We start from the raw sequence: 17,501 nt of genomic DNA, 5'->3' as shown, positions 1-17,501 counted from the left end.
CTCACACCGGGGCGGCGCGGCGGACCAGCGACAGCACCCCGGCCGCGGTGAAGAACAGGCCGGAGAAGACGCGGCCGGTGACCCGCTGCTGCCGGGGCGAGCGCAGCAACGTCAGGGCCCGCGCCGCGAGCCCGGTGTAGCCGGTCATCACGACCACGTCCACACCGATCATCGTCGCCGCGATCACCGCGTACTGCGCGGTGAGCGGTCGCGCAGGATCGAGGAACTGCGGCAGCACCGCGAGCATGAACACCACGGCCTTCGGGTTGCTGGCATTCACCAGGAACCCGCGCGCCACCAGGGCGGCACCGGAACGGCCAGGCGTGGCGGGGTCCGGTTCCACCGCGCCGGGGGCGGCACGCCACTGCTGGATCCCGAGGACCACCAGGTAGGCGACGCCGAACCACTTGATCACGGTGAACGCGATCGCCGACGACGCCAGCAGCGCGCCGACCCCGGCCGCGACGACCAGCAGCTGCACCAGCAGGGCCAGTTGCAGGCCGAGGATGTTCCAGGAGCCGCGGCGCAGGCCGTGACTCAGGCCGGACGACATCGACGCGATCGCCCCGGCGCCCGGCGACAGGCTGATCGCCAGCGCCGCCCCGAGGAACCCGACCCACACCTGCCACGACACCCGGACAGGGTAGTCGGCGCGAATCGGACAATCGGGTCGACCTAGGCTGGCGCGGTGACCAGCATGCCCCCACGCCCGGCGCCGTTCGAGACCGTGACGACACCGGAATTCTGGAACGACCCGCACATCTCCGGTCGGATGCTGGTCAACCACCTCGACCCCGACACCGCGGCGGCGTCCCGCCCGCACGCGTTCGTGGACCGCTCGGTGGACTGGCTGATCGGAGCGCTGGGCTTGGTGCCCGGCACGCGGGTCCTCGATGTGGGCTGCGGTCCCGGCCTCTACGCGCACCGCCTCGCCCGCCGCGGCATCGAGGTGCTCGGCGTCGATGTCTCGGCGACCTCGGTGGCGTATGCGCGCGGGGTCGCCGAGGCGGAGGGGTTGGCTGCCCGTTTCGTCCGCGGCGACTACTTCACCGCCGACCTCGGCTCCGGGCACGATGCGGCGCTGCTGATCTACGAGGACTACTGCGCGTTGAGCCCGGACCGCCGGGTCGAGCTACTGCGCCGGATCCGGGCGGCGCTCGCCGACGGCGGCAGGCTGCTGTTCGACGTGACCGCAGCGCCCCGGTTCCCGACCTTCCGCGAGGGCCTGGCGCGGCAGCAGAACCTGATGGACGGATTCTGGGCGGAGCCGCCCTACCTCGGCACCCTCGAGACCCACGTCTACCCGGACCTCCTGCTCGCGTTGGAGCGGTACACCATCGAGTCCGCCGCGGGCACCCGGCAGTTCTGGAACTGGACCCACTGCCTTACCCCGGAACAGGTGACGACCGAGGTCGCCGCAGCGGGACTGCGGGTGACCGGGATCCACGGCGACGTCGCCGGATCCGACTACGACGCGGAAGCCGACGCGTTCGCGGTCGTCGCCGACCGCGGCTGACCGTCCAGCCGCCGGGTGTTCCCGCGTCAACGCAGCTGTGCGGCGGGTCGACCAGCGAACACGCCGAGTCCGGCATGACGGGCCGGTAGTCGCCGGGCACGCCCCGCGCGGCGATCACGTCCCGGTAGGTGGCCACGGCGTCGGTGGGTCGGCGGGTCAGGGTCGGGTCGGTGAGCACATCGACGGTGTAGAGGCCGAACCGATTCCGGTAGCCGCCCCACTCGTAGTTGTCGGTGATCGACCAGTAGTTGTAGCCGATCACGTTCGCCCCGTCCGCCGTCGCGCGCTGCAGCCAGTACACGTGGTCGCGCAGGTGATCCGAGCGGGTGTAGCCGTCCGTGCGGGGCTTCCCGTCGTCCATCGGCATCCCGTTCTCCACCACGTAGATCGGGAGCTCCGGGTACTTCCTCGCGAAATGCAGTGCGGCATGGTAGATCCCGTCCGGTTGCGGACGGATGTCGTGGAATGCGTCGGTCAACGCCGACGCGGCGGTGAGGTTGTCCAGGGAGACGCCGTAGTAGTAGTCGAGCCCGAGGAAGTCGAGGGTGTCGCGGACCCGGTCGGTGAACATCGCGTCGACCACCCCCATGGCGGCGGGGACGTATGCGGTGTTGCTCGACACCGCGGCACCCGGGTCCAGTCGGTGGATCAGCTCGTACGCCCGCCGATGCGCGCGGACGAGACGATCGAGAACGGCTGGCGCGTCGGCCGGGGCGATGCCGCCGAACGTCATCTCCTTCTGCACGAACACCGTCGGCTCGTTGAACGTGATCCAGGTGGCGCCCATGCCCGCGTACCGGGTGACCACCCGCTCGGCGTTGGCCAGCCACAGCTCGATCGCCGCATCGGTGGTCCACCCGCCGCGGTCGACCACCCAGCCGGGGAACACGAAATGGTCGAGGGTGATCATCGGTCGCATGCCGTGCGCGCGGATCGTCCGGATCACGTCGTCGTAGTAGGCGAACTCGGTCTCGTTCCAGACGCCGGGCGCGGGCTGCAGGCGTGCCCACTCCACCGAGAATCGGAACGCGTCCACCCCCAGCGCCGCCGCGTTCGCGACGTCCTCGGCGTACCGATGTCGGAAGTCGGGGCCGCTGCCATACGGGTCGTGTGTTCGGCCCGCCGCGATGTAGCGGGACCAGTTGCTGTCCGGCGGCGGCCCCTCCGACTGGAAACCGGAGGTCGCGACACCCCACTCGAAGTCGGGTCCGAGCTGCGGCACCGTGGGCGTCGCCGACCCGGGTGCCGCGCCGAGGGTCAGGACGGTCAGCGCGGCGCCGAGCAGGGCGAGGACGCGCGGGAATCGGGCCACGCTGGGCAGGATAGTCGGTGGACCCTGCCGCTATGGCGGAACTCACACGACCCGACCGCGAATGAGTTAACTATTTACTCCTCGGCCGGTGATCATGGATCGCACACCGACGACAAGGGGCCACCGTGACCGATCCGCTCGCGTTCTTCACGACCACACCCGAGGGGTACCTCGCCAAGGGCTTTGCGATCAGCCGGTGGTCGCCGGACATGGTCAGCGGCGTCGCGCTGTGCGGGCTGCTGGCCCGCGCCCTCGACCACGAACACGGCGGCGGCGGCTTCGTCCCGGCCCGGCTGACCGTCGACCTGTTCGCCCCCGCCCGCACCCGGCCGCTGACCACCCGCACCGCCGTCGTTCGGGACGGCGCCCGCATCCGCGTCGCCGACGCCGAGCTGGTGCAGGACGGCGAGACGGTGGCGCGGGCGTCCGCGGTCTTCCTGCGGCCGTCGGAGCAGCCGCCGGGCCAGCTGTGGACCCGCGACGTGCGTCCGGTGCCGCCGGTGATCGCGACCGGCGAACCCGCACCGCCGTTCTTCGGCAGCGACGACCATCCCGACGGCTGGTCGCACGCGATGCTCGAACATCAGGGCGCGAGCCGCAAACGCATGTGGGCCCAGCATCCGGCCATCGTCGACGGCGAGGCGCCCTCCCCGTTCGTGCGGGCCGCGATGGCTGGCGAACCGACCAGCCTGATGACGAACTGGGGCACCGCGGGCGTCGGGTTCATCAACGTGGACCTGACGCTGGTCCTGGCCCGGCTGCCGGAGGGGCACGAGGTCGGCATCGAGGCCGACGATCACATCAGCGCGAACGGGATCGCGGTCGGCACCACCACGATGTACGACCGGCGCGGCCCGATCGGCACCTGCATTGTCAGCGCCCTCTCCAACGCACGCAGGCAGGTCGACTTCGGCGATCAGGGCGAGTTCGAGTTGCCCGGCAGCGCCTGATCGTTGGTGCCGAGCTGCGGTTCCCCGGCGCCGCCGAGGAACCGCAGCAGGTCCACCGGAAGCGGCACGACCACCGTCGCCTTGCTGTCCCCGCCGACCTCGCGCAGCGTCTGCAGGTACCGCAGCTGCAGCGTCGTCGGGTTCTGGGAGATCACCGCCGCCGCCTCCGCGAGCTTCGCCGACGCCTGGAACTCGGCCTCCGCGTTGATGATCTTCGCGCGCCGCTCCCGTTCCGCCTCCGCCTGCCGGGCGATGGCCCGCTGCATCCGCTCCGGGATCTCTACGTCCTTGATCTCGACGGTGGTCACCTTCACCCCCCACGGCTCGGTCTGCTGGTCGATGACCTTCTGCAGGTCCTCGTTCACCCGGTCCCGGTCGGCGAGCAGGGTGTCCAGTTCGGCCTTGCCAAGCACCGACCGCAGCGTGGTCTGCGCGATCTGCGTGGTCGCGGCGAGGAAGTTCTCCACCTCGACCACCGCCCGATCCGCATCGAGAACACGGAAGTACGCGACCGCGGTGACCTTCGCGGGCACGTTGTCGCGGGTGATGACCTCCTGCACCGGAATGTTCAGCGTCACCGTCCGCAGGCCGACCCGAACCATCCGGTCCACCACCGGAATCAGCAGGACCAGGCCCGGACCCTTCACCGCCTGGACGCGGCCGAGCCGGAACACCACCGCCCGCTCGTACTCGCGCAGCACCCGGATCGCGGTCCCGGGGACGAGCAGGGCGAGCAGCAGGACCACGACGAGGACGATCAGCAGCACGGTCATGGCGCCTCCCACGGCTCCCTGCGGCGCACGTTCAGGGTCAGGCCCCGCACCGACTCGACGACCATCGGGTCGCCGGCGGTGGGCGGGGGAGTGTCCGGGTAGCCGAACGCGATCCGGGCCATCCAGAGCCCGCCGTCCGTCCGGACCTGCCCGACCGCACCGTCCCAGGTGCTCACCGTCGCCTCGTGGCCGACCAGTCCCTGCGGCCCGCTGCGGATCGGGGTGCGCCGGGTCCGGGCCATGGCCCTGCCGAGTGCGGCGGCGCCGACCAATCCGACCCCGCCCAACCCGATCGCGACGGGGACCGCGACGGTCTGCGCGGCGCCCCCGGCGAGGAACAGTGCGGCGATGCCACCGCCGATCAGCAGCGCGGCCAGTCCGCTGAGCACCCCCGCCGTCGGCGCGTGCGCCTCCACCAGGATCAATATCAATCCCAGCACCACGGCCACCACGCCGATCGTGGCCATCGACTGCTCCCGCGACTCGTCCGCCGGCGCCTAGTCGCGCCGGGAGGGTGGGGCGCCCGGGTAGCCGCCACGGCACCCCGGCCCTCGCTGTCCACGGTAATCCCGGCATCCCGGGCCTGCCACCGGCCGCACGCTGGGCCGACGGCGTGTTACGTGCTCGTAAATGTGTCGCAGGTCACGTACCATGAATCAGCTGCCCGTGAACCCCTGGGCGGCGCGGTCGGGATGCGGCGCGGTCGGGACAGTCGGAGCGGTGGCGCCGCGGCACCTCAGTTCGTTCGTGCTTGCCGGGAGCTCACGATGACAACGCAGCCGTCATCAGTTCATTCGCCGACCCCCCGCGCGCCGAGGCGCAGGCGAGGGGCGGGTCGCCAGCCAACCGTCGTCACCGTCGAACCGCAGTTCGTTCCCGGCGCGGGCCTGCGATCCCGGTTGCTTGCCGGGACCGTCCGGCTCGGAGTCAAGCCGGTCCTCGACGTGTGGGGTCGTTACCCGAGCCCGCTGTGGCCCGCGGGGCTGCTCGACCGGTCCGCCTCGATGCTGCGGCCCACCCGGGCCGCGGGCAGGCATCGGGTCCGGCTCGACGACTGCGCCGCCGAATGGTGGCCCCGCCGCGGCGGTCGGCCCGGTCGCGACCAGCCGGACGCGGGTACCGCGATCCTCTACCTGCACGGCGGCGGCTTCCTGGCCTGCGGGCTGAACACGCACCGCGCGCTGGCGCTGCGGATCGCATCCGCCGCCGACGCGGCGGTCCTCAGCGTCGACTACCGGATGCTGCCGCGGCACCCGATCGCCGCCGCGACCGCCGACGGCGTCGCCGGGTACCGGTGGCTGCTCGAGCACGGGTACCCGGCGGACCGGATCGTCATCGCGGGTGACTCGGCGGGCGGCTTCCTGACCTTCACGACCGCGCTCGCGCTGACCGGCCGCGGCCTGCCGCAGCCGGCGGCGCTGGTGGCGCTGTCGCCGCTGACCGACCTGGATCCGTCGGCCAAACTGGCCAGCGCCGATGCGGACGGCTGCCCGCTGATACCTCGATCGGTGCTCGTGACCCTTGCCCGGATCGCGGAACGCGCCGACGGCGACACGCCAACGGTGTCCCCGGTCGACGGCCACCTCGCCGGACTGCCCCCGGTCCTGATCCAGGTCGGCTCCACCGAGATGCTGTACCCGGACGCCGAGCTGATGGCGCACCGCCTCGGCGCAGCCGGGGTGCCGGTGACCCTCGAGGTGTGGGATCGGCAGGTGCATGTCTTCCAGGCGGCCGCGGGCCTGCTGCCCGAGGCGGCGCGGGCGGTCGGCCGGATCGGGGCGTTCGTCCGGGCGGCCACCGCCGAAACGGTGCCTGCCGCGGCCCGCACCGGTGTCGGCCCGGGCCGCTGACCGCCGCGCCGACTGCGCCCGTGAGCCGCCGCGCGCGGACCGTGCCCGTCGCGGCTCGGCGCTGAGCGAAACCCGGTAGCGCCTATCCTGGATAATCAGTGCACAGATCATCAGTGCACAGCTAGTCGGTGCACCGATGATCGGTGCACACACTTCCTCTCGTGAAGGGACCCCCATGCCTGCCCGCACCGAGCTCGCCCGCGTCGACCTGCGCGGACGAACCCCGTCCGTCGCCGAACTCCGGTCGGCCCTGCCCCGCGGCGGAACGGACGTGGACTCGGTGCTGCATCAGGTGCGGCCGATGGTCGAGGCGGTCCGTGACCGCGGCGCCGAGGCCGCCCTCGAGTTCGGTGAAAAGTTCGACGGGGTCCGTCCCGCGTCCGTCCGGGTGCCGCGCGCGGAACTGACCCGCGCCCTCACCGAACTCGACCCGGACGTGCGTGCCGCCCTTGAGGTTGCGATCGACCGGACCAGGAAGGTGCACGCCGACCAGCGCCGCACCGACACCATCACCGAGGTCGTGCCCGGCGGCACCGTCACCGAACGCTGGGTGCCGGTCGAGCGGGTCGGCCTCTACGTGCCCGGCGGCAACGCCGTTTACCCGTCGTCCGTGGTGATGAACGTGGTGCCCGCGCAGGCCGCTGGCGTCGAATCGCTCGTCGTTGCCTCGCCGCCGCAGGCCGCGTTCGGCGGGCTGCCGCACCCGACGATCCTCGCCGCCGCCGAACTGCTCGGCGTCACCGAGGTGTGGGCGGTCGGCGGCGGTCAGGGCATCGCGCTGCTCACCTACGGCGGCACCGACACCGATGAGGCGGGCGCCGAGCTCGCCCCGGTCGACCTGATCACCGGCCCCGGCAACATCTACGTCACCGCCGCCAAGCGGCTGTGCCGCGGCCTGGTCGGCATCGACGCCGAGGCCGGCCCCACCGAGATCGCAATCCTTGCCGACCGCACCGCCGACCCCGTGCACGTCGCGGCCGACCTGATCAGTCAGGCCGAGCACGACGTGATGGCCGCATCCGTCCTCGTCACCGACTCCACCGAGCTGGCCGACGCGGTCGACGACGCGCTGACCGCGCAGCTGGAGCTGACCAAGCACCGGGACCGGGTCGCGGCCGCGCTCGCGGGCAGCCAGTCCGGGATCGTGCTCGTCGACTCGATCGACGACGGCCTGCGGGTTGTCAACGCCTACGCCGCCGAACACCTCGAGATCCAGACCGAGGATGCCACCGCGGTCGCCGCCCGGGTGCGGTCCGCAGGCGCCATCTTCGTCGGCCCCTGGGCGCCGGTCAGCCTCGGCGACTACTGCGCAGGCTCCAACCACGTCCTCCCGACCGCGGGCTGCGCGCGGCACTCGTCCGGCCTGAGCGTGCAGACGTTCCTGCGCGGCATCCACGTCGTCGACTACTCGGAGTCGGCGCTGAAGGACGTGGCGCGGCACGTGATCAACCTCGCGAACGCCGAGGACCTGCCCGCACACGGGGAGGCCGTTCGGCTGCGTTTCGAGAGCCTCCGGTGAGCGCCGCCGTTCCCGGCGCTGCGGCGACCGTCGACGACCTGCCGCTGCGCGAGAACCTGCGCGGCAAGTCCGCCTACGGTGCTCCGCAGCTCACGGTCCCGGTGCAGCTGAACACCAACGAGAACCCGCACCCGCCGACCCGCGCCCTCGTCGACGATGTCGCCGAGTCGGTCCGGGAGGCGGCCCGCGAACTGCACCGCTACCCGGACCGGGACGCCGTCGCACTGCGCACCGACCTGGCCGCCTACCTGTCCCGGCAGACCGGGGTGGCGGTCACCGTCGACAACGTATGGGCCGCCAACGGGTCCAACGAGATCCTGCAGCAGCTGCTGCAGGCGTTCGCCGGGCCGGGCCGCAGCGCAATGGGGTTCGTGCCCTCCTACTCGATGCACCCGATCATCGCCGACGGAACCGACACCACCTGGCTGCCGGTGCTGCGGGGCGCCGACTTCGCGCTCGACGTGGACGCCGCGGTCGACGCCATTTCCGCGAAACGGCCCGACGTCGTGTTCGTCACCAGCCCCAACAATCCGACCGGGCACAGCATCCCGATCGGTGCGCTGCGGCTGCTGCTCGACGCCGCACCGGGGATCGTCATCGTCGACGAGGCGTACGCCGAGTTCTCCGAGGCGCCGAGTGCGCTCACCCTGATCGACGAGTACCCGACCAAGCTGGTGGTGTCGCGGACGATGAGCAAGGCGTTCGCGTTCGCGGGCGGCAGGCTCGGCTACCTTGCCGCCGCACCGGCATTCATCGACGCGCTGCTGCTGGTGCGGCTGCCGTACCACCTGTCGGTGGTCACCCAGGCCGCGGCAAGGGCCGCACTGCGGCACGCCGACGAGACCCTCGCCAGCGTGCACGCCCTCGCCGCCGAGCGGGTCCGGGTGTCGAAGGCGCTGTCCGACACCGGATTCCACGTCATTCCGTCGGACGCCAACTTCATCCTGTTCGGCGAGTTCGCCGACAGTGCCCGGGCCTGGCAGGCCTACCTCGACCGCGGGGTCCTGATCCGCGACGTCGGGATCCCCGGCTACCTGCGCACCACCGTCGGTCTCGCCTCCGAGAACGACGCCTTCATCGCGGCCAGCGACGCGATCGCCGCCACCGAGCTCACAACAGGAGAGACCCGATGACCGACCGCATCGCGAAGATCGAACGGACCACCAAGGAGTCGTCGATCGCCGTCGAACTCAACCTCGACGGCACCGGCATCGTCGACATCTCCACCGGCGTCCCGTTCTTCGACCACATGCTCACCGCGCTCGGTGCACACGCCAGCTTCGACCTCACCGTCAAGGCGGAGGGCGACATCGAGATCGAGGCACACCACACCGTCGAGGACACCTCGATCGTGCTCGGCCAGGCGCTCGGCCAGGCCCTCGGGGACAAGAAGGGCATCCGCCGCTTCGGGGACGCCTACATCCCGATGGACGAGTCCCTCGTGCACGCCGCCGTGGACGTCTCCGGACGGCCCTACTGCGTGCACACCGGCGAACCGGAACACATGCTGCACACCGTGATCGGCGGCTACCCCGGCGTCCCCTACGCCACCGTGATCAACCGGCACGTCTTCGAGTCCATCGCGTCGAACGCGCGGATCGCGCTGCACGTGCGAGTGCTCTACGGCCGCGACCAGCACCACATCACCGAGGGCGAGTTCAAGGCCGTCGCCCGCGCGCTGCGCGAGGCCGTCGAGCCGGACCCGCGGGTGACCGGGGTGCCGTCCACGAAGGGCGCGCTGTAGATGGGCACCATCCTGATCTACGCCCTGTTTCTGATCGCCGGCTTCGCGATCGGCGGCGCCTACTCGATGTGGCGCAATGGTAACAAGCTCGGCATGGGTGTCCTGATCGTCATCGCGGCGCTCGCGGCCGCGGGCGGCGTCCTGCGTCTGGTCTGACCGGCGTGCCGTCGCTCCTGCGGACCCGCGGCATGCCGGTCGCGATGGCGATGGGGTTCACCGCGTTCGGCGGCTGGTCGCTGCTGCTTCCGGTGATCCCGCTCGCCGTGTCCGAGGCAGGCGGGTCGGACGCCCTCGCGGGCGCCGTCACCGCGGTGTTCATGGCCGCCACCGTCGCCACCCAACTGGGCACCCCGAGGCTGCTGCACACGGTGGGCTACCGGCCGGTGCTTGCGGTCGGCTGCCTGCTGCTCGGCGCCCCCGCGCTGGCCTTCCTGCTCTCCACCGACGCCGTCCCCGCCCTGGTGATCTCCGCGATCCGCGGTGTCGGCTTCGGCCTGCTCACCGTCGCGGGCAGTGCACTCGTCGCGGAACTGGCGCCGCCGCGCCTGCTCGGCCGCGCGACCGGCGCGCAGGGCATCGCGATCGCCACCGGGCAGATGATCGGGCTGCCCGTCGGACTCGCGCTGTTCGACGGCGGCAACGCCCACCTGACCTACCTGCTCGGCGCCGCGGTGCCGCTGCTCTCGATCGTGGCGATCGCGGCGCTGCCCCCGGTGCGGCACGCCGGCCAGGCAGGCCCGACGGTGCGGTTGCCGGTCGCGGTACTGCTGGTGCCGTGCCTGGCGATGCTGGTCGTCGCGTCCGTATACGGCGGAGTGACCAGCCTGCTGCCGATCGCGACAAGCGACCGGGCGGCGCTGGCCGGGCTGGCGCTCGCCGTGGTCAGCGGCGCGATCCTGGTCGGACGCTACGGCGGGGGTCTGCTGCTGGACCGGGTGGGGGTTGGCCGGATCATGGTGCCCGCCCTGACCACCGCGGCGGCGGGCGCGGGGCTGTTCGCCGTCGCGGTGACCGTCGACGGTGGTGCCGTCGCGGTCGTCGCGCTGATCGCCGGTGCTGCGCTGTTCGGCGTCGGCTTCGGCGCGGTGCAGAACGAGGCGCTGGTCGGGCTGTTCCGCTCCGCCGGGCCCACCCGGCTCGGCGCGGCAAGCGCGGCCTGGAACATCGCCTACGACGCGGGCACCGGCGCTGGCGCCCTCGCGCTCGGCGTCGTCGCCGGGATCGCCGGGTATCCGGGCGTGTTCACCGTCGGAGCGGCGATCATCGCGGCGGTGATCCCGGTCGCCCTGCTGCGCAGTGTCCCGCCGCAACCGGTGGGCGCGACCGGTCCGGGGCCCGCGGCCGATAGAGTCGACCCATGACCTCCGTCGCCCTCCTCGATTACGGTTCCGGGAACCTGCACTCCGCGCAGCGCGCCCTCGCGCGGGTCGGCGCCGACGTCACCGTCACCTCCGACCCCGAGATCGCGCTCGCCGCGGACGGGCTCGTCGTCCCCGGCGTCGGCGCATTCGCCGCCTGTATGGAGGGGCTGAAGCGAGTTCGGGGGGAACGGATCATCGGCAAGCGCCTCGCGGGCAGCCGACCGGTCCTCGGGATCTGCGTCGGCATGCAGATCATGTTCGACCGCGGCGTCGAGCACGGCGTGTTGGCGGACGGCTGCGGCGAGTGGCCCGGCACCGTCGAACAGCTCCCCGCCGACGTCCTCCCGCACATGGGCTGGAACACCCTGGACGCGCCAGCCGACAGCGTCCTGTTCGCCGGCCTCGACGCCGACACCCGCTTCTACTTCGTGCACTCCTACGGCGTGCAGAAGTGGGAGCTTGCTGCCGACGACCTGATCAAGCCCGCGAAACTCACCTGGGCCGAGCACGGTGCGCCGTTCCTCGCCGCCGTCGAGAACGGGCCGCTGTCGGCCACCCAGTTCCACCCCGAAAAGTCCGGCGACGCCGGGGCGGCGCTGCTCGAAAACTGGGTCCGCAGCCTGTGAGCGGGCAGCGCGGGAACCTGTCGTTCGGCAAGCTCGCGCTGTTCTCGATGGGCGCGGCGGGTGCGGTGCTCGTCCTGGTCACCGTGCTGATCGCGGTGCTGCAGCCCGGACCCGTCGTCGGGCTGGTGATCGGACTCGGCGGGGTGGCCGCCGCGATCGCCGCGATGGGGGTCGTGTCGACCCGGATGACGCGCCGCGCGTTCGACGACCGGGACGGTGACCCCGGGTCGGGGCCCGGCCGATGACGCACTAGGGTTGACGCACGTGAGCCTGGTCCTTTTGCCTGCGGTAGATGTCGTCGACGGTCAAGCTGTTCGCCTTGTTCAGGGGGAGGCAGGCAGCGAAACCAACTACGGATCGCCGCGTGACGCCGCCCTCGCCTGGCAGAACGCCGGCGCCGAATGGGTGCACCTGGTCGACCTCGATGCGGCGTTCGGTCGCGGCTCCAACCGGGACATGCTCGCCGGCGTCATCGGGGAACTCGACGTGAAGGTCGAACTGTCCGGCGGCATCCGCGACGACGAGTCCCTCGAGGCCGCGCTCGCGACCGGGTGCGCCCGCGTCAACCTCGGCACCGCCGCCATCGAGAACCCCGAATGGTGCGCCAGCGCCATCGCCCGCTTCGGCGACAAGATCGCGGTCGGCCTCGACGTGCGCGGCGTCGACGGACGCTGGCAGCTGCGCGGACGCGGCTGGGTCACCGAGGGCGGGGACCTGTTCGAGACCCTCGCCCGCCTCGACCGGGACGGCTGCGCCCGCTACGTCGTCACCGACGTCTCCAAGGACGGCACCCTCACCGGCCCGAACCTCGACCTGCTGCGCGAGGTCTGCGCGGCCACCGACGCGCCGGTCGTCGCGTCGGGCGGCATCTCGGCCCTCGACGACGTCGTCGCGATCGCGGGACTCACCGAGCTCGGCGTCGAGGGAGCGATCATCGGGAAGGCGCTGTACGCGGGTCGCTTCACGCTGCCCGAGGCCCTCGCCGCGGTCTCCGGCTAGTCTCGCCCCCATGACCGACCCACGCGAGTTGCTCACGGTTGCCGGGGGAGTGCTCGATGGGGTCGTGGACCGGTTCCTCGCCGGTGTCGGCGCACCGAGCGCGGTGGCGAAGGGGCCGCGGGACTTCGCGACCGCCGTCGACCTGGAGCTGGAGAAGCGGCTGACCGCCGAACTCGCCGACCGCACCGGGATCCCGGTGCACGGGGAGGAGTTCGGCGGCCCCGACCTGGACACCGGAACGGTGTGGGTGCTCGACCCCGTCGACGGCACCCTGAACTACTCGGCGGGCCTGCCGACCGCGGGAATCCTGCTCGCCCTGCTGCAGGACGGCGAGCCGGTCCTCGGACTGACCTGGTTGCCGATGATGAACCGGCGCTACGCCGCCGCGCTCGACGGGCCGCTGCTGTGCAACGGGGAGGAACTGCCGCGGCTGCGGGACCGGGACCTGACGGACGCCATGGTCGGGTTCGGTGCGTTCAACCTGGACGGCAGGGGACCCATCCCCGGCGAGTACCGGGTGCGGGCCCTCGCCGCGGTGAGCCGGGTATGCAGGCGGCTGCGGATGCACGGGTGCACCGGCGGGGACCTGGCGTTCACCGCGGCCGGTGTGCTGGGCGCGTCCGTCGTGTTCGGGTACCACCCGTGGGACAACGCGCCCGGTGTCGCGCTGGTGCGGGCGGCGGGTGGTGTCGTCACCGATCTCGCTGGCGAGCCCTGGCATTTGGGGTCGCGGTCGCTGCTCGCGGCGGCGCCGGGGGTGCACGAACAGATCTTGGACATTCTGGTCCCGCTGGGTGATCCGGGGGACTACCGGGAAGGAACGACATGAGTGTTGCGGTGCGGGTCATCCCGTGTCTGGACGTCGACGCGGGCCGCGTGGTCAAGGGCGTCAACTTCGAGAACCTCCGGGATGCTGGCGATCCCGTCGAACTGGCCGCGGCCTATGACGCGCAGGGAGCCGACGAGCTGACCTTCCTCGACGTCACCGCGTCCACCTCCGACCGCGGCACGATGCTCGACGTCGTGACCCGCACCGCCGAGCAGGTGTTCATCCCGCTCACCGTCGGCGGCGGCGTCCGGACCGAGGAGGACGTGGACCGGCTGCTGCGGGCCGGTGCCGACAAGGTCAGCGTCAACACCGCCGCGATCGCTCGGCCGGAACTGCTGCGCGAGCTGAGCCACCGGTTCGGTGCCCAGTGCATCGTGCTGTCGGTCGACGCCCGCACCGTCCCCGACGGTCAGCAGCCGACGCCGTCCGGCTGGGAGGTCACCACCCACGGTGGCAAGCGCGGCACCGGGATCGACGCGATCGAGTGGGCGCAGCGCGGCGCCGAGCTCGGGGTCGGGGAGATCCTGCTCAACTCGATGGACGCCGACGGCACCAAGGCGGGTTTCGACCTGCCGATGATCCGCGCGGTCCGCGCGGCCGTGCACGTCCCGGTGATCGCCAGCGGCGGCGCAGGCGCGGTCGAGCACTTCGCGCCCGCCGTCCAGGCCGGCGCCGACGCGGTGCTCGCCGCCAGCGTGTTCCACTTCGGGGACATGACGATCGGGGACGTGAAGGCGTCCATGCGCGGGGAAGGAATCACCGTCCGATGAGCACCCTCGACCCGGCGATTGCGGCCCGGCTCAAGCGCAACGAGGCCGGACTGTTCAGTGCGGTGGCGCAGGAACGGTCCACCGGCGACGTCCTGATGGTCGCGTGGATGGACGACGAGGCCCTCGCGCGCACGCTGGAAACCCGTAAGGGAACGTACTTTTCGCGGTCGCGGAACGAGTACTGGGTGAAGGGGGAGACCTCCGGACACACCCAGTACGTGCACGAGGTGCGCCTCGACTGCGACGGCGACAGCGTGCTGCTGATCGTCGACCAGGAGGGCGCCGCCTGCCACACCGGCACGCACACCTGCTTCGACGCCGACGTCCTGCTGCCCCGCCCCTAACCGCCCCGATGCATTGAATGGGGGTTCATGCCTCATCCGCGCGCCGGAACTGACGCATGAACCCCCATTCAACGGGCTGGGGGGCCGGCCGCGCACAATGACCGGCATGCCGCTGATTCAGATTTCCCAGACCGCCGGACTGTCCGCCGAGCGCAAGCGCGCCGTGATCGCGGCCGTCACCGCCGCCTACGCCGAGGCCAGCGGCAAGGACCCCGCCAAGGTGTGGGTCACGATCACCGACGTCCCCGGCGAGGACTGGGGCGTCGGCGGCGTCCCGCTCGCCTGACGGACCCTCCCCGAACCATTGAACGGGGGTTCATGGGTCATCCGCGTGCCGGAAGTGAGGCATGAACCCCCATTCAACGCGCGGTGACGGGGGCGCCCGCCTCGGCGAGGACGGCGCGGATCTGCCGCAGAAGCGTTGCGCGGCCGCGCATCAGCTGCCGGGCCTTGACCCGGATGACGCGCCAACCCGCGGCCTCGAGGGCGTTCCACCGCTCGACGTCGCGGTTGCGTTGCTCGGGGTCGAAGTGGTGGTCGCCGTCGTATTCGACGATGACCCGCCACTTTTCCCAGCACAGGTCGACGCGCCCGATCCAGCGGCCGTCCGCGTCGCGGACCTGCACCTGCGACTCGGGGCGGGGCAGGCCGTCGCGGACGATCGCGAGACGCGTCCGGGTCTCCCAGAGCGACTCGGCGCCCTCGTCCGAGAGCGTGATCACCTGCCGGAGCTGGACGATGCCCCGGGCGCGCGAGTGCGCGGCGGTGAACGCCGTGAGCGCCGCGCGGGTCAGCCCGGTGGCCTGGTAGAGCGCGTCCACCATCTCGACGGCCTCGTCCAGCGGGAGGCGTCGCCCAAGGTCGAAGGCGGTACGGGCGGCCGTGGTGAGTCGCGGACCGTCACGCTCGAGCATCTCGTCGTCGGGGATGCGCTCGCGATAGAGCTCGATCCCCGGCGGCGGAGACCGGTGCGGTGTCCAGGCGAGCGCACCGGGAGCGGACGGATCGATCCATTTCGTGCCCAGCAGCGCCGCCGCCGACCGTCCCGCCAGCACCCCGCGGCCGCGACACCAGATCCAGACGGCGCGGGCGCGGACGGACGCGTCGACGTCGACGTCCCGGCTGACGTAGGTGTCCGGGTAGAGGCGCCGGTGGTGGCGCAGGCGGTAGCGGCAGAGCCGGCCGTCGGCGACGGCGCGCGCTCCGGAGAATGGTTCCCCCGAGGTGTCCATGAGCCGACGCTCGCACGACCACCACTGGTGGCCCGCCTGCTCGGCTGGGCCTTCGCGGGTGCCTGTGGACGGGCGGCGAGCGTCGTCCCCATCCCGCGACCGGCCCTTGCATTGAACGGGGGTTCATGCGTCATCCGCGTGCCGGACGTCGCGCATGAACCCCCGTTCAATCCTTGGGGGGCGGCGTCAGGCCTTGCCGGTGCCCTCGGCGATCGCGCTGTCGAGCTGGGTGACCATCGTCGTGCCCAGCGCGATCAGCTCGCGGACCTGGTCGTCGTCGAGGCCGTCGAAGACGAGTGCCTGCACCGTCTCGACGTGGCCGGGGGCCGCCTCCGCGACCTTGGCGTGCCCGGCAGCGGTGAGCACGGCGAAGGAGCCTCGGGCCCCGACGATCGCCTTGCGGCGCACCCAGCCCGCCTTCTCCATCTTCGTGATCACATGCGACAGCCGGGACAGCGAGGCGTTGGCCGCAGTGGCGAGCACGCTGAGCTGCAGGCGCCGCTTGGGTGCCTCCGACAGGACGGCGAGGACGAAGTACTCGAAATGGGTGAGCTTCGCGTCGCGCTGCAGCTGGGTGTCGAGGGCGGCGGGGAGTCGCGTGGTCAGCGCGACCAGCTCCCGCCAGGCCCGCTGCTGTTCGTCGGTGAGCCAGCGCGGTTCGTGCGTCTCCTGTGCCTCGGTCATCTGCCGCCCCCTCGGAATAGTTGTGGCCGGTACGCGTTGACCCTACGGTAGTTGAAGCTTCAACGTAAGGGAGTGGACATGTCGGATCTCGTCATGCCGTCGCTGTACCTCAGCCATGGTGCACCGCCGCTCGTCGACGACGCACTGTGGGTCTCGCAACTGCAGGCGTGGTCGGCGGATCTGCCGCGACCGACGGCGATCCTGATGGTGTCGGCGCACTGGGAGTCCGCGCCGCTGACCATCGGGTCGGTCACCACCGGAACTCCACTGGTCTACGACTTCGGCGGATTCGACCCCAAGTACCACCGGGTCCGGTATCCGGCGCCGGGGGCGCCCGACCTGGCACGACAGGTCGCCGCGCTGATGCCCGACGACGAACCGGTGTACCACCGGCCGGACCGCGGGCTTGATCACGGCGCCTACGTCCCGTTGACCGTGATGTACCCGGACGCCGACATTCCGGTGCTCCAGATGTCGATGCCCACCCTCGACCCGCAGCGGCTGCTGCACCTGGGGGAACGGCTGCGCCCCCTGCGCGAGGCGGGCGTGCTGATCGTGGGGTCCGGATTCACCACCCACGGGCTGCCGTTCCTGCGGGACTGGACGCCCACCGCCGCCGCGCCGGGCTGGTCTCGGGAATTCGACGCATGGGCCAGCGAGCGCTTCGCCGCAGGCGACGTCGACGCGCTGGTCGACTTCCGGGCACAGGCACCGGGCATGCCGTACGCGCATCCCACGATCGAACACTTCGCGCCGCTGTTCGTCGCGCTCGGGGCGTCCAGCGATCCCGAGCAGACTCCCGAGCAGGTCGTCGACGGATTCTGGATGGGACTGTCCAAGCGGTCCCTGCAGCTGGCGTAGGCAGCTCCGCCGCCCGTGGGTGGGTTTTTTCCCCCCCCGGGTGGAAACCACCAACAAGAGAGGCCACAACTTCCGAAAAGGAGACGCCTGTTTCTGTTTGTTCTTGCGCTCAACCCCCTCTCTACCACCCC

At 71.7% G+C, this 17,501-nt stretch carries 21 protein-coding genes and 1 pseudogene; 16 read left to right on the top strand and 6 right to left on the bottom strand.

Going from position 1 to position 17,501, the window contains the following annotated elements; all coding sequences use genetic code 11:
• Position 1 precedes the first annotated feature (1 nt).
• Positions 2-634 carry a LysE family transporter gene (locus ACWF62_RS12870; protein WP_452630232.1) on the bottom strand — a complete coding sequence of 211 codons (633 nt, stop codon included), beginning with the start codon at positions 632-634 and terminating at the stop codon, positions 2-4.
• A 63-nt stretch (positions 635-697) separates the two neighbouring features.
• On the opposite strand from ACWF62_RS12870, the pseudogene ACWF62_RS12865 reads away from it, so the two are divergent.
• Positions 698-1,213 (top strand): annotated as a pseudogene (locus tag ACWF62_RS12865) (SAM-dependent methyltransferase); the annotation flags it as partial.
• A 172-nt stretch (positions 1,214-1,385) separates the two neighbouring features.
• Here the strand turns inward: ACWF62_RS12865 and ACWF62_RS12860 are convergent.
• On the bottom strand, positions 1,386-2,828 hold the full coding sequence (locus tag ACWF62_RS12860; protein WP_452630230.1) for a glycoside hydrolase family 1 protein: 1,443 nt from the start codon (positions 2,826-2,828) through the stop codon (positions 1,386-1,388).
• A gap of 125 nt (positions 2,829-2,953) precedes the next feature.
• Here ACWF62_RS12860 and ACWF62_RS12855 point away from each other — a divergent pair, with 125 nt between their 5' ends.
• Complete coding sequence (locus tag ACWF62_RS12855) at positions 2,954-3,778, top strand: thioesterase family protein (protein ID WP_378507839.1); 825 nt, start codon at positions 2,954-2,956, stop codon at positions 3,776-3,778.
• On the opposite strand, the gene ACWF62_RS12850 is transcribed toward ACWF62_RS12855, so the two are convergent.
• Both ACWF62_RS12850 and ACWF62_RS12845 read right to left on the bottom strand, forming a co-directional pair.
• Positions 3,745-4,551, bottom strand: a complete 807-nt coding sequence (locus tag ACWF62_RS12850) for a slipin family protein (RefSeq protein WP_378507838.1) — start codon at positions 4,549-4,551, stop codon at positions 3,745-3,747. The two genes, ACWF62_RS12855 and ACWF62_RS12850, sit on opposite strands and share 34 nt — an antisense overlap.
• Positions 4,548-5,018 carry an NfeD family protein gene (locus tag ACWF62_RS12845; RefSeq protein ID WP_452630228.1) on the bottom strand — a complete coding sequence of 157 codons (471 nt, stop codon included), beginning with the start codon at positions 5,016-5,018 and terminating at the stop codon, positions 4,548-4,550. The genes ACWF62_RS12850 and ACWF62_RS12845 overlap by 4 nt, the downstream gene beginning before the upstream one ends.
• Before the next feature lie 300 nt (positions 5,019-5,318).
• Here ACWF62_RS12845 and ACWF62_RS12840 point away from each other — a divergent pair, with 300 nt between their 5' ends.
• The 13 genes from ACWF62_RS12840 to ACWF62_RS12780 all read left to right on the top strand — a co-directional run bounded on the left by ACWF62_RS12840 (position 5,319) and on the right by ACWF62_RS12780 (position 14,879).
• Positions 5,319-6,401 carry an alpha/beta hydrolase gene (locus ACWF62_RS12840; RefSeq protein WP_378507836.1) on the top strand — a complete coding sequence of 361 codons (1,083 nt, stop codon included), beginning with the start codon at positions 5,319-5,321 and terminating at the stop codon, positions 6,399-6,401.
• A 175-nt stretch (positions 6,402-6,576) separates the two neighbouring features.
• On the top strand, positions 6,577-7,920 hold the full coding sequence (gene hisD / locus ACWF62_RS12835; protein WP_378507835.1) for a histidinol dehydrogenase: 1,344 nt from the start codon (positions 6,577-6,579) through the stop codon (positions 7,918-7,920).
• Positions 7,917-9,053 carry a histidinol-phosphate transaminase gene (locus ACWF62_RS12830; RefSeq protein WP_378507834.1) on the top strand — a complete coding sequence of 379 codons (1,137 nt, stop codon included), beginning with the start codon at positions 7,917-7,919 and terminating at the stop codon, positions 9,051-9,053. The genes hisD and ACWF62_RS12830 overlap by 4 nt, the downstream gene beginning before the upstream one ends.
• Positions 9,050-9,664 carry an imidazoleglycerol-phosphate dehydratase HisB gene (gene hisB / locus ACWF62_RS12825; protein ID WP_378507833.1) on the top strand — a complete coding sequence of 205 codons (615 nt, stop codon included), beginning with the start codon at positions 9,050-9,052 and terminating at the stop codon, positions 9,662-9,664. The genes ACWF62_RS12830 and hisB overlap by 4 nt, the downstream gene beginning before the upstream one ends.
• Positions 9,665-9,820: a hypothetical protein gene (locus ACWF62_RS12820; RefSeq protein WP_378507832.1), complete on the top strand. Its 156-nt coding sequence runs from the start codon at positions 9,665-9,667 to the stop codon at positions 9,818-9,820.
• A 44-nt stretch (positions 9,821-9,864) separates the two neighbouring features.
• On the top strand, positions 9,865-11,025 hold the full coding sequence (locus tag ACWF62_RS12815; RefSeq protein WP_452630271.1) for an MFS transporter: 1,161 nt from the start codon (positions 9,865-9,867) through the stop codon (positions 11,023-11,025).
• Positions 11,022-11,651 (top strand): imidazole glycerol phosphate synthase subunit HisH, encoded by a 630-nt coding sequence (gene hisH, locus ACWF62_RS12810; RefSeq protein WP_452630227.1) that lies wholly within the window; start codon positions 11,022-11,024, stop codon positions 11,649-11,651. The genes ACWF62_RS12815 and hisH overlap by 4 nt, the downstream gene beginning before the upstream one ends.
• A gap of 47 nt (positions 11,652-11,698) precedes the next feature.
• A complete protein-coding gene (locus ACWF62_RS12805) occupies positions 11,699-11,896 on the top strand; it encodes a hypothetical protein (protein WP_452630270.1) in 198 nt (65 codons plus the stop codon).
• 19 nt (positions 11,897-11,915) lie between these two features.
• Positions 11,916-12,650 (top strand): bifunctional 1-(5-phosphoribosyl)-5-((5-phosphoribosylamino)methylideneamino)imidazole-4-carboxamide isomerase/phosphoribosylanthranilate isomerase PriA, encoded by a 735-nt coding sequence (gene priA, locus ACWF62_RS12800; RefSeq protein ID WP_452630226.1) that lies wholly within the window; start codon positions 11,916-11,918, stop codon positions 12,648-12,650.
• 10 nt (positions 12,651-12,660) lie between these two features.
• Positions 12,661-13,479 (top strand): inositol monophosphatase family protein, encoded by an 819-nt coding sequence (locus ACWF62_RS12795; RefSeq protein WP_378507829.1) that lies wholly within the window; start codon positions 12,661-12,663, stop codon positions 13,477-13,479.
• A complete protein-coding gene (gene hisF / locus ACWF62_RS12790) occupies positions 13,476-14,249 on the top strand; it encodes an imidazole glycerol phosphate synthase subunit HisF (protein ID WP_378507828.1) in 774 nt (257 codons plus the stop codon). The genes ACWF62_RS12795 and hisF overlap by 4 nt, the downstream gene beginning before the upstream one ends.
• Entirely contained in the window at positions 14,246-14,593 is a 348-nt protein-coding gene (hisI, locus tag ACWF62_RS12785) for a phosphoribosyl-AMP cyclohydrolase (protein WP_378507827.1), read from the top strand. Before hisF ends, hisI begins: the two co-directional genes overlap by 4 nt.
• Positions 14,594-14,699: 106 nt before the next feature.
• On the top strand, positions 14,700-14,879 hold the full coding sequence (locus tag ACWF62_RS12780) for a tautomerase family protein (RefSeq protein WP_378507826.1): 180 nt from the start codon (positions 14,700-14,702) through the stop codon (positions 14,877-14,879).
• A 73-nt stretch (positions 14,880-14,952) separates the two neighbouring features.
• On the opposite strand, the gene ACWF62_RS12775 is transcribed toward ACWF62_RS12780, so the two are convergent.
• Positions 14,953-15,825, bottom strand: coding sequence for an endonuclease domain-containing protein (locus ACWF62_RS12775; RefSeq protein WP_378507825.1), 873 nt, complete (start codon positions 15,823-15,825; stop codon positions 14,953-14,955).
• Between the two features lie 186 nt (positions 15,826-16,011).
• On the bottom strand, positions 16,012-16,509 hold the full coding sequence (locus ACWF62_RS12770; RefSeq protein ID WP_378507824.1) for a MarR family winged helix-turn-helix transcriptional regulator: 498 nt from the start codon (positions 16,507-16,509) through the stop codon (positions 16,012-16,014).
• Between the two features lie 78 nt (positions 16,510-16,587).
• On the opposite strand from ACWF62_RS12770, the gene ACWF62_RS12765 reads away from it, so the two are divergent.
• Positions 16,588-17,370: a dioxygenase family protein gene (locus ACWF62_RS12765; protein WP_452630224.1), complete on the top strand. Its 783-nt coding sequence runs from the start codon at positions 16,588-16,590 to the stop codon at positions 17,368-17,370.
• Positions 17,371-17,501 lie beyond the last annotated feature (131 nt).

This window comes from Rhodococcus sp. NPDC054953, from assembly GCF_053609225.1.
This window is presented reverse-complemented; position numbering and strand designations above follow the sequence as displayed.

Excerpts from the sequence above, each read along its gene's own strand:
- ACWF62_RS12840 (WP_378507836.1), top strand. The coding sequence starts at position 5,319 with ATGACAACGCAGCCGTCATCAGTTCATTCGCCGACCCCCCGCGCGCCG.
- ACWF62_RS12815 (WP_452630271.1), top strand. The coding sequence starts at position 9,865 with ATGGCGATGGGGTTCACCGCGTTCGGCGGCTGGTCGCTGCTGCTTCCG.
- hisD (WP_378507835.1), top strand. The coding sequence starts at position 6,577 with ATGCCTGCCCGCACCGAGCTCGCCCGCGTCGACCTGCGCGGACGAACC.
- ACWF62_RS12845 (WP_452630228.1), bottom strand. The coding sequence starts at position 5,018 with ATGGCCACGATCGGCGTGGTGGCCGTGGTGCTGGGATTGATATTGATC.
- ACWF62_RS12775 (WP_378507825.1), bottom strand. The coding sequence starts at position 15,825 with ATGGACACCTCGGGGGAACCATTCTCCGGAGCGCGCGCCGTCGCCGAC.
- ACWF62_RS12795 (WP_378507829.1), top strand. The coding sequence starts at position 12,661 with ATGACCGACCCACGCGAGTTGCTCACGGTTGCCGGGGGAGTGCTCGAT.
- ACWF62_RS12820 (WP_378507832.1), top strand. The coding sequence starts at position 9,665 with ATGGGCACCATCCTGATCTACGCCCTGTTTCTGATCGCCGGCTTCGCG.
- ACWF62_RS12770 (WP_378507824.1), bottom strand. The coding sequence starts at position 16,509 with ATGACCGAGGCACAGGAGACGCACGAACCGCGCTGGCTCACCGACGAA.
- ACWF62_RS12780 (WP_378507826.1), top strand. The coding sequence starts at position 14,700 with ATGCCGCTGATTCAGATTTCCCAGACCGCCGGACTGTCCGCCGAGCGC.
- hisF (WP_378507828.1), top strand. The coding sequence starts at position 13,476 with ATGAGTGTTGCGGTGCGGGTCATCCCGTGTCTGGACGTCGACGCGGGC.
- ACWF62_RS12765 (WP_452630224.1), top strand. The coding sequence starts at position 16,588 with ATGTCGGATCTCGTCATGCCGTCGCTGTACCTCAGCCATGGTGCACCG.
- hisI (WP_378507827.1), top strand. The coding sequence starts at position 14,246 with ATGAGCACCCTCGACCCGGCGATTGCGGCCCGGCTCAAGCGCAACGAG.
- ACWF62_RS12850 (WP_378507838.1), bottom strand. The coding sequence starts at position 4,551 with ATGACCGTGCTGCTGATCGTCCTCGTCGTGGTCCTGCTGCTCGCCCTG.
- ACWF62_RS12805 (WP_452630270.1), top strand. The coding sequence starts at position 11,699 with ATGGGCGCGGCGGGTGCGGTGCTCGTCCTGGTCACCGTGCTGATCGCG.
- hisB (WP_378507833.1), top strand. The coding sequence starts at position 9,050 with ATGACCGACCGCATCGCGAAGATCGAACGGACCACCAAGGAGTCGTCG.
- hisH (WP_452630227.1), top strand. The coding sequence starts at position 11,022 with ATGACCTCCGTCGCCCTCCTCGATTACGGTTCCGGGAACCTGCACTCC.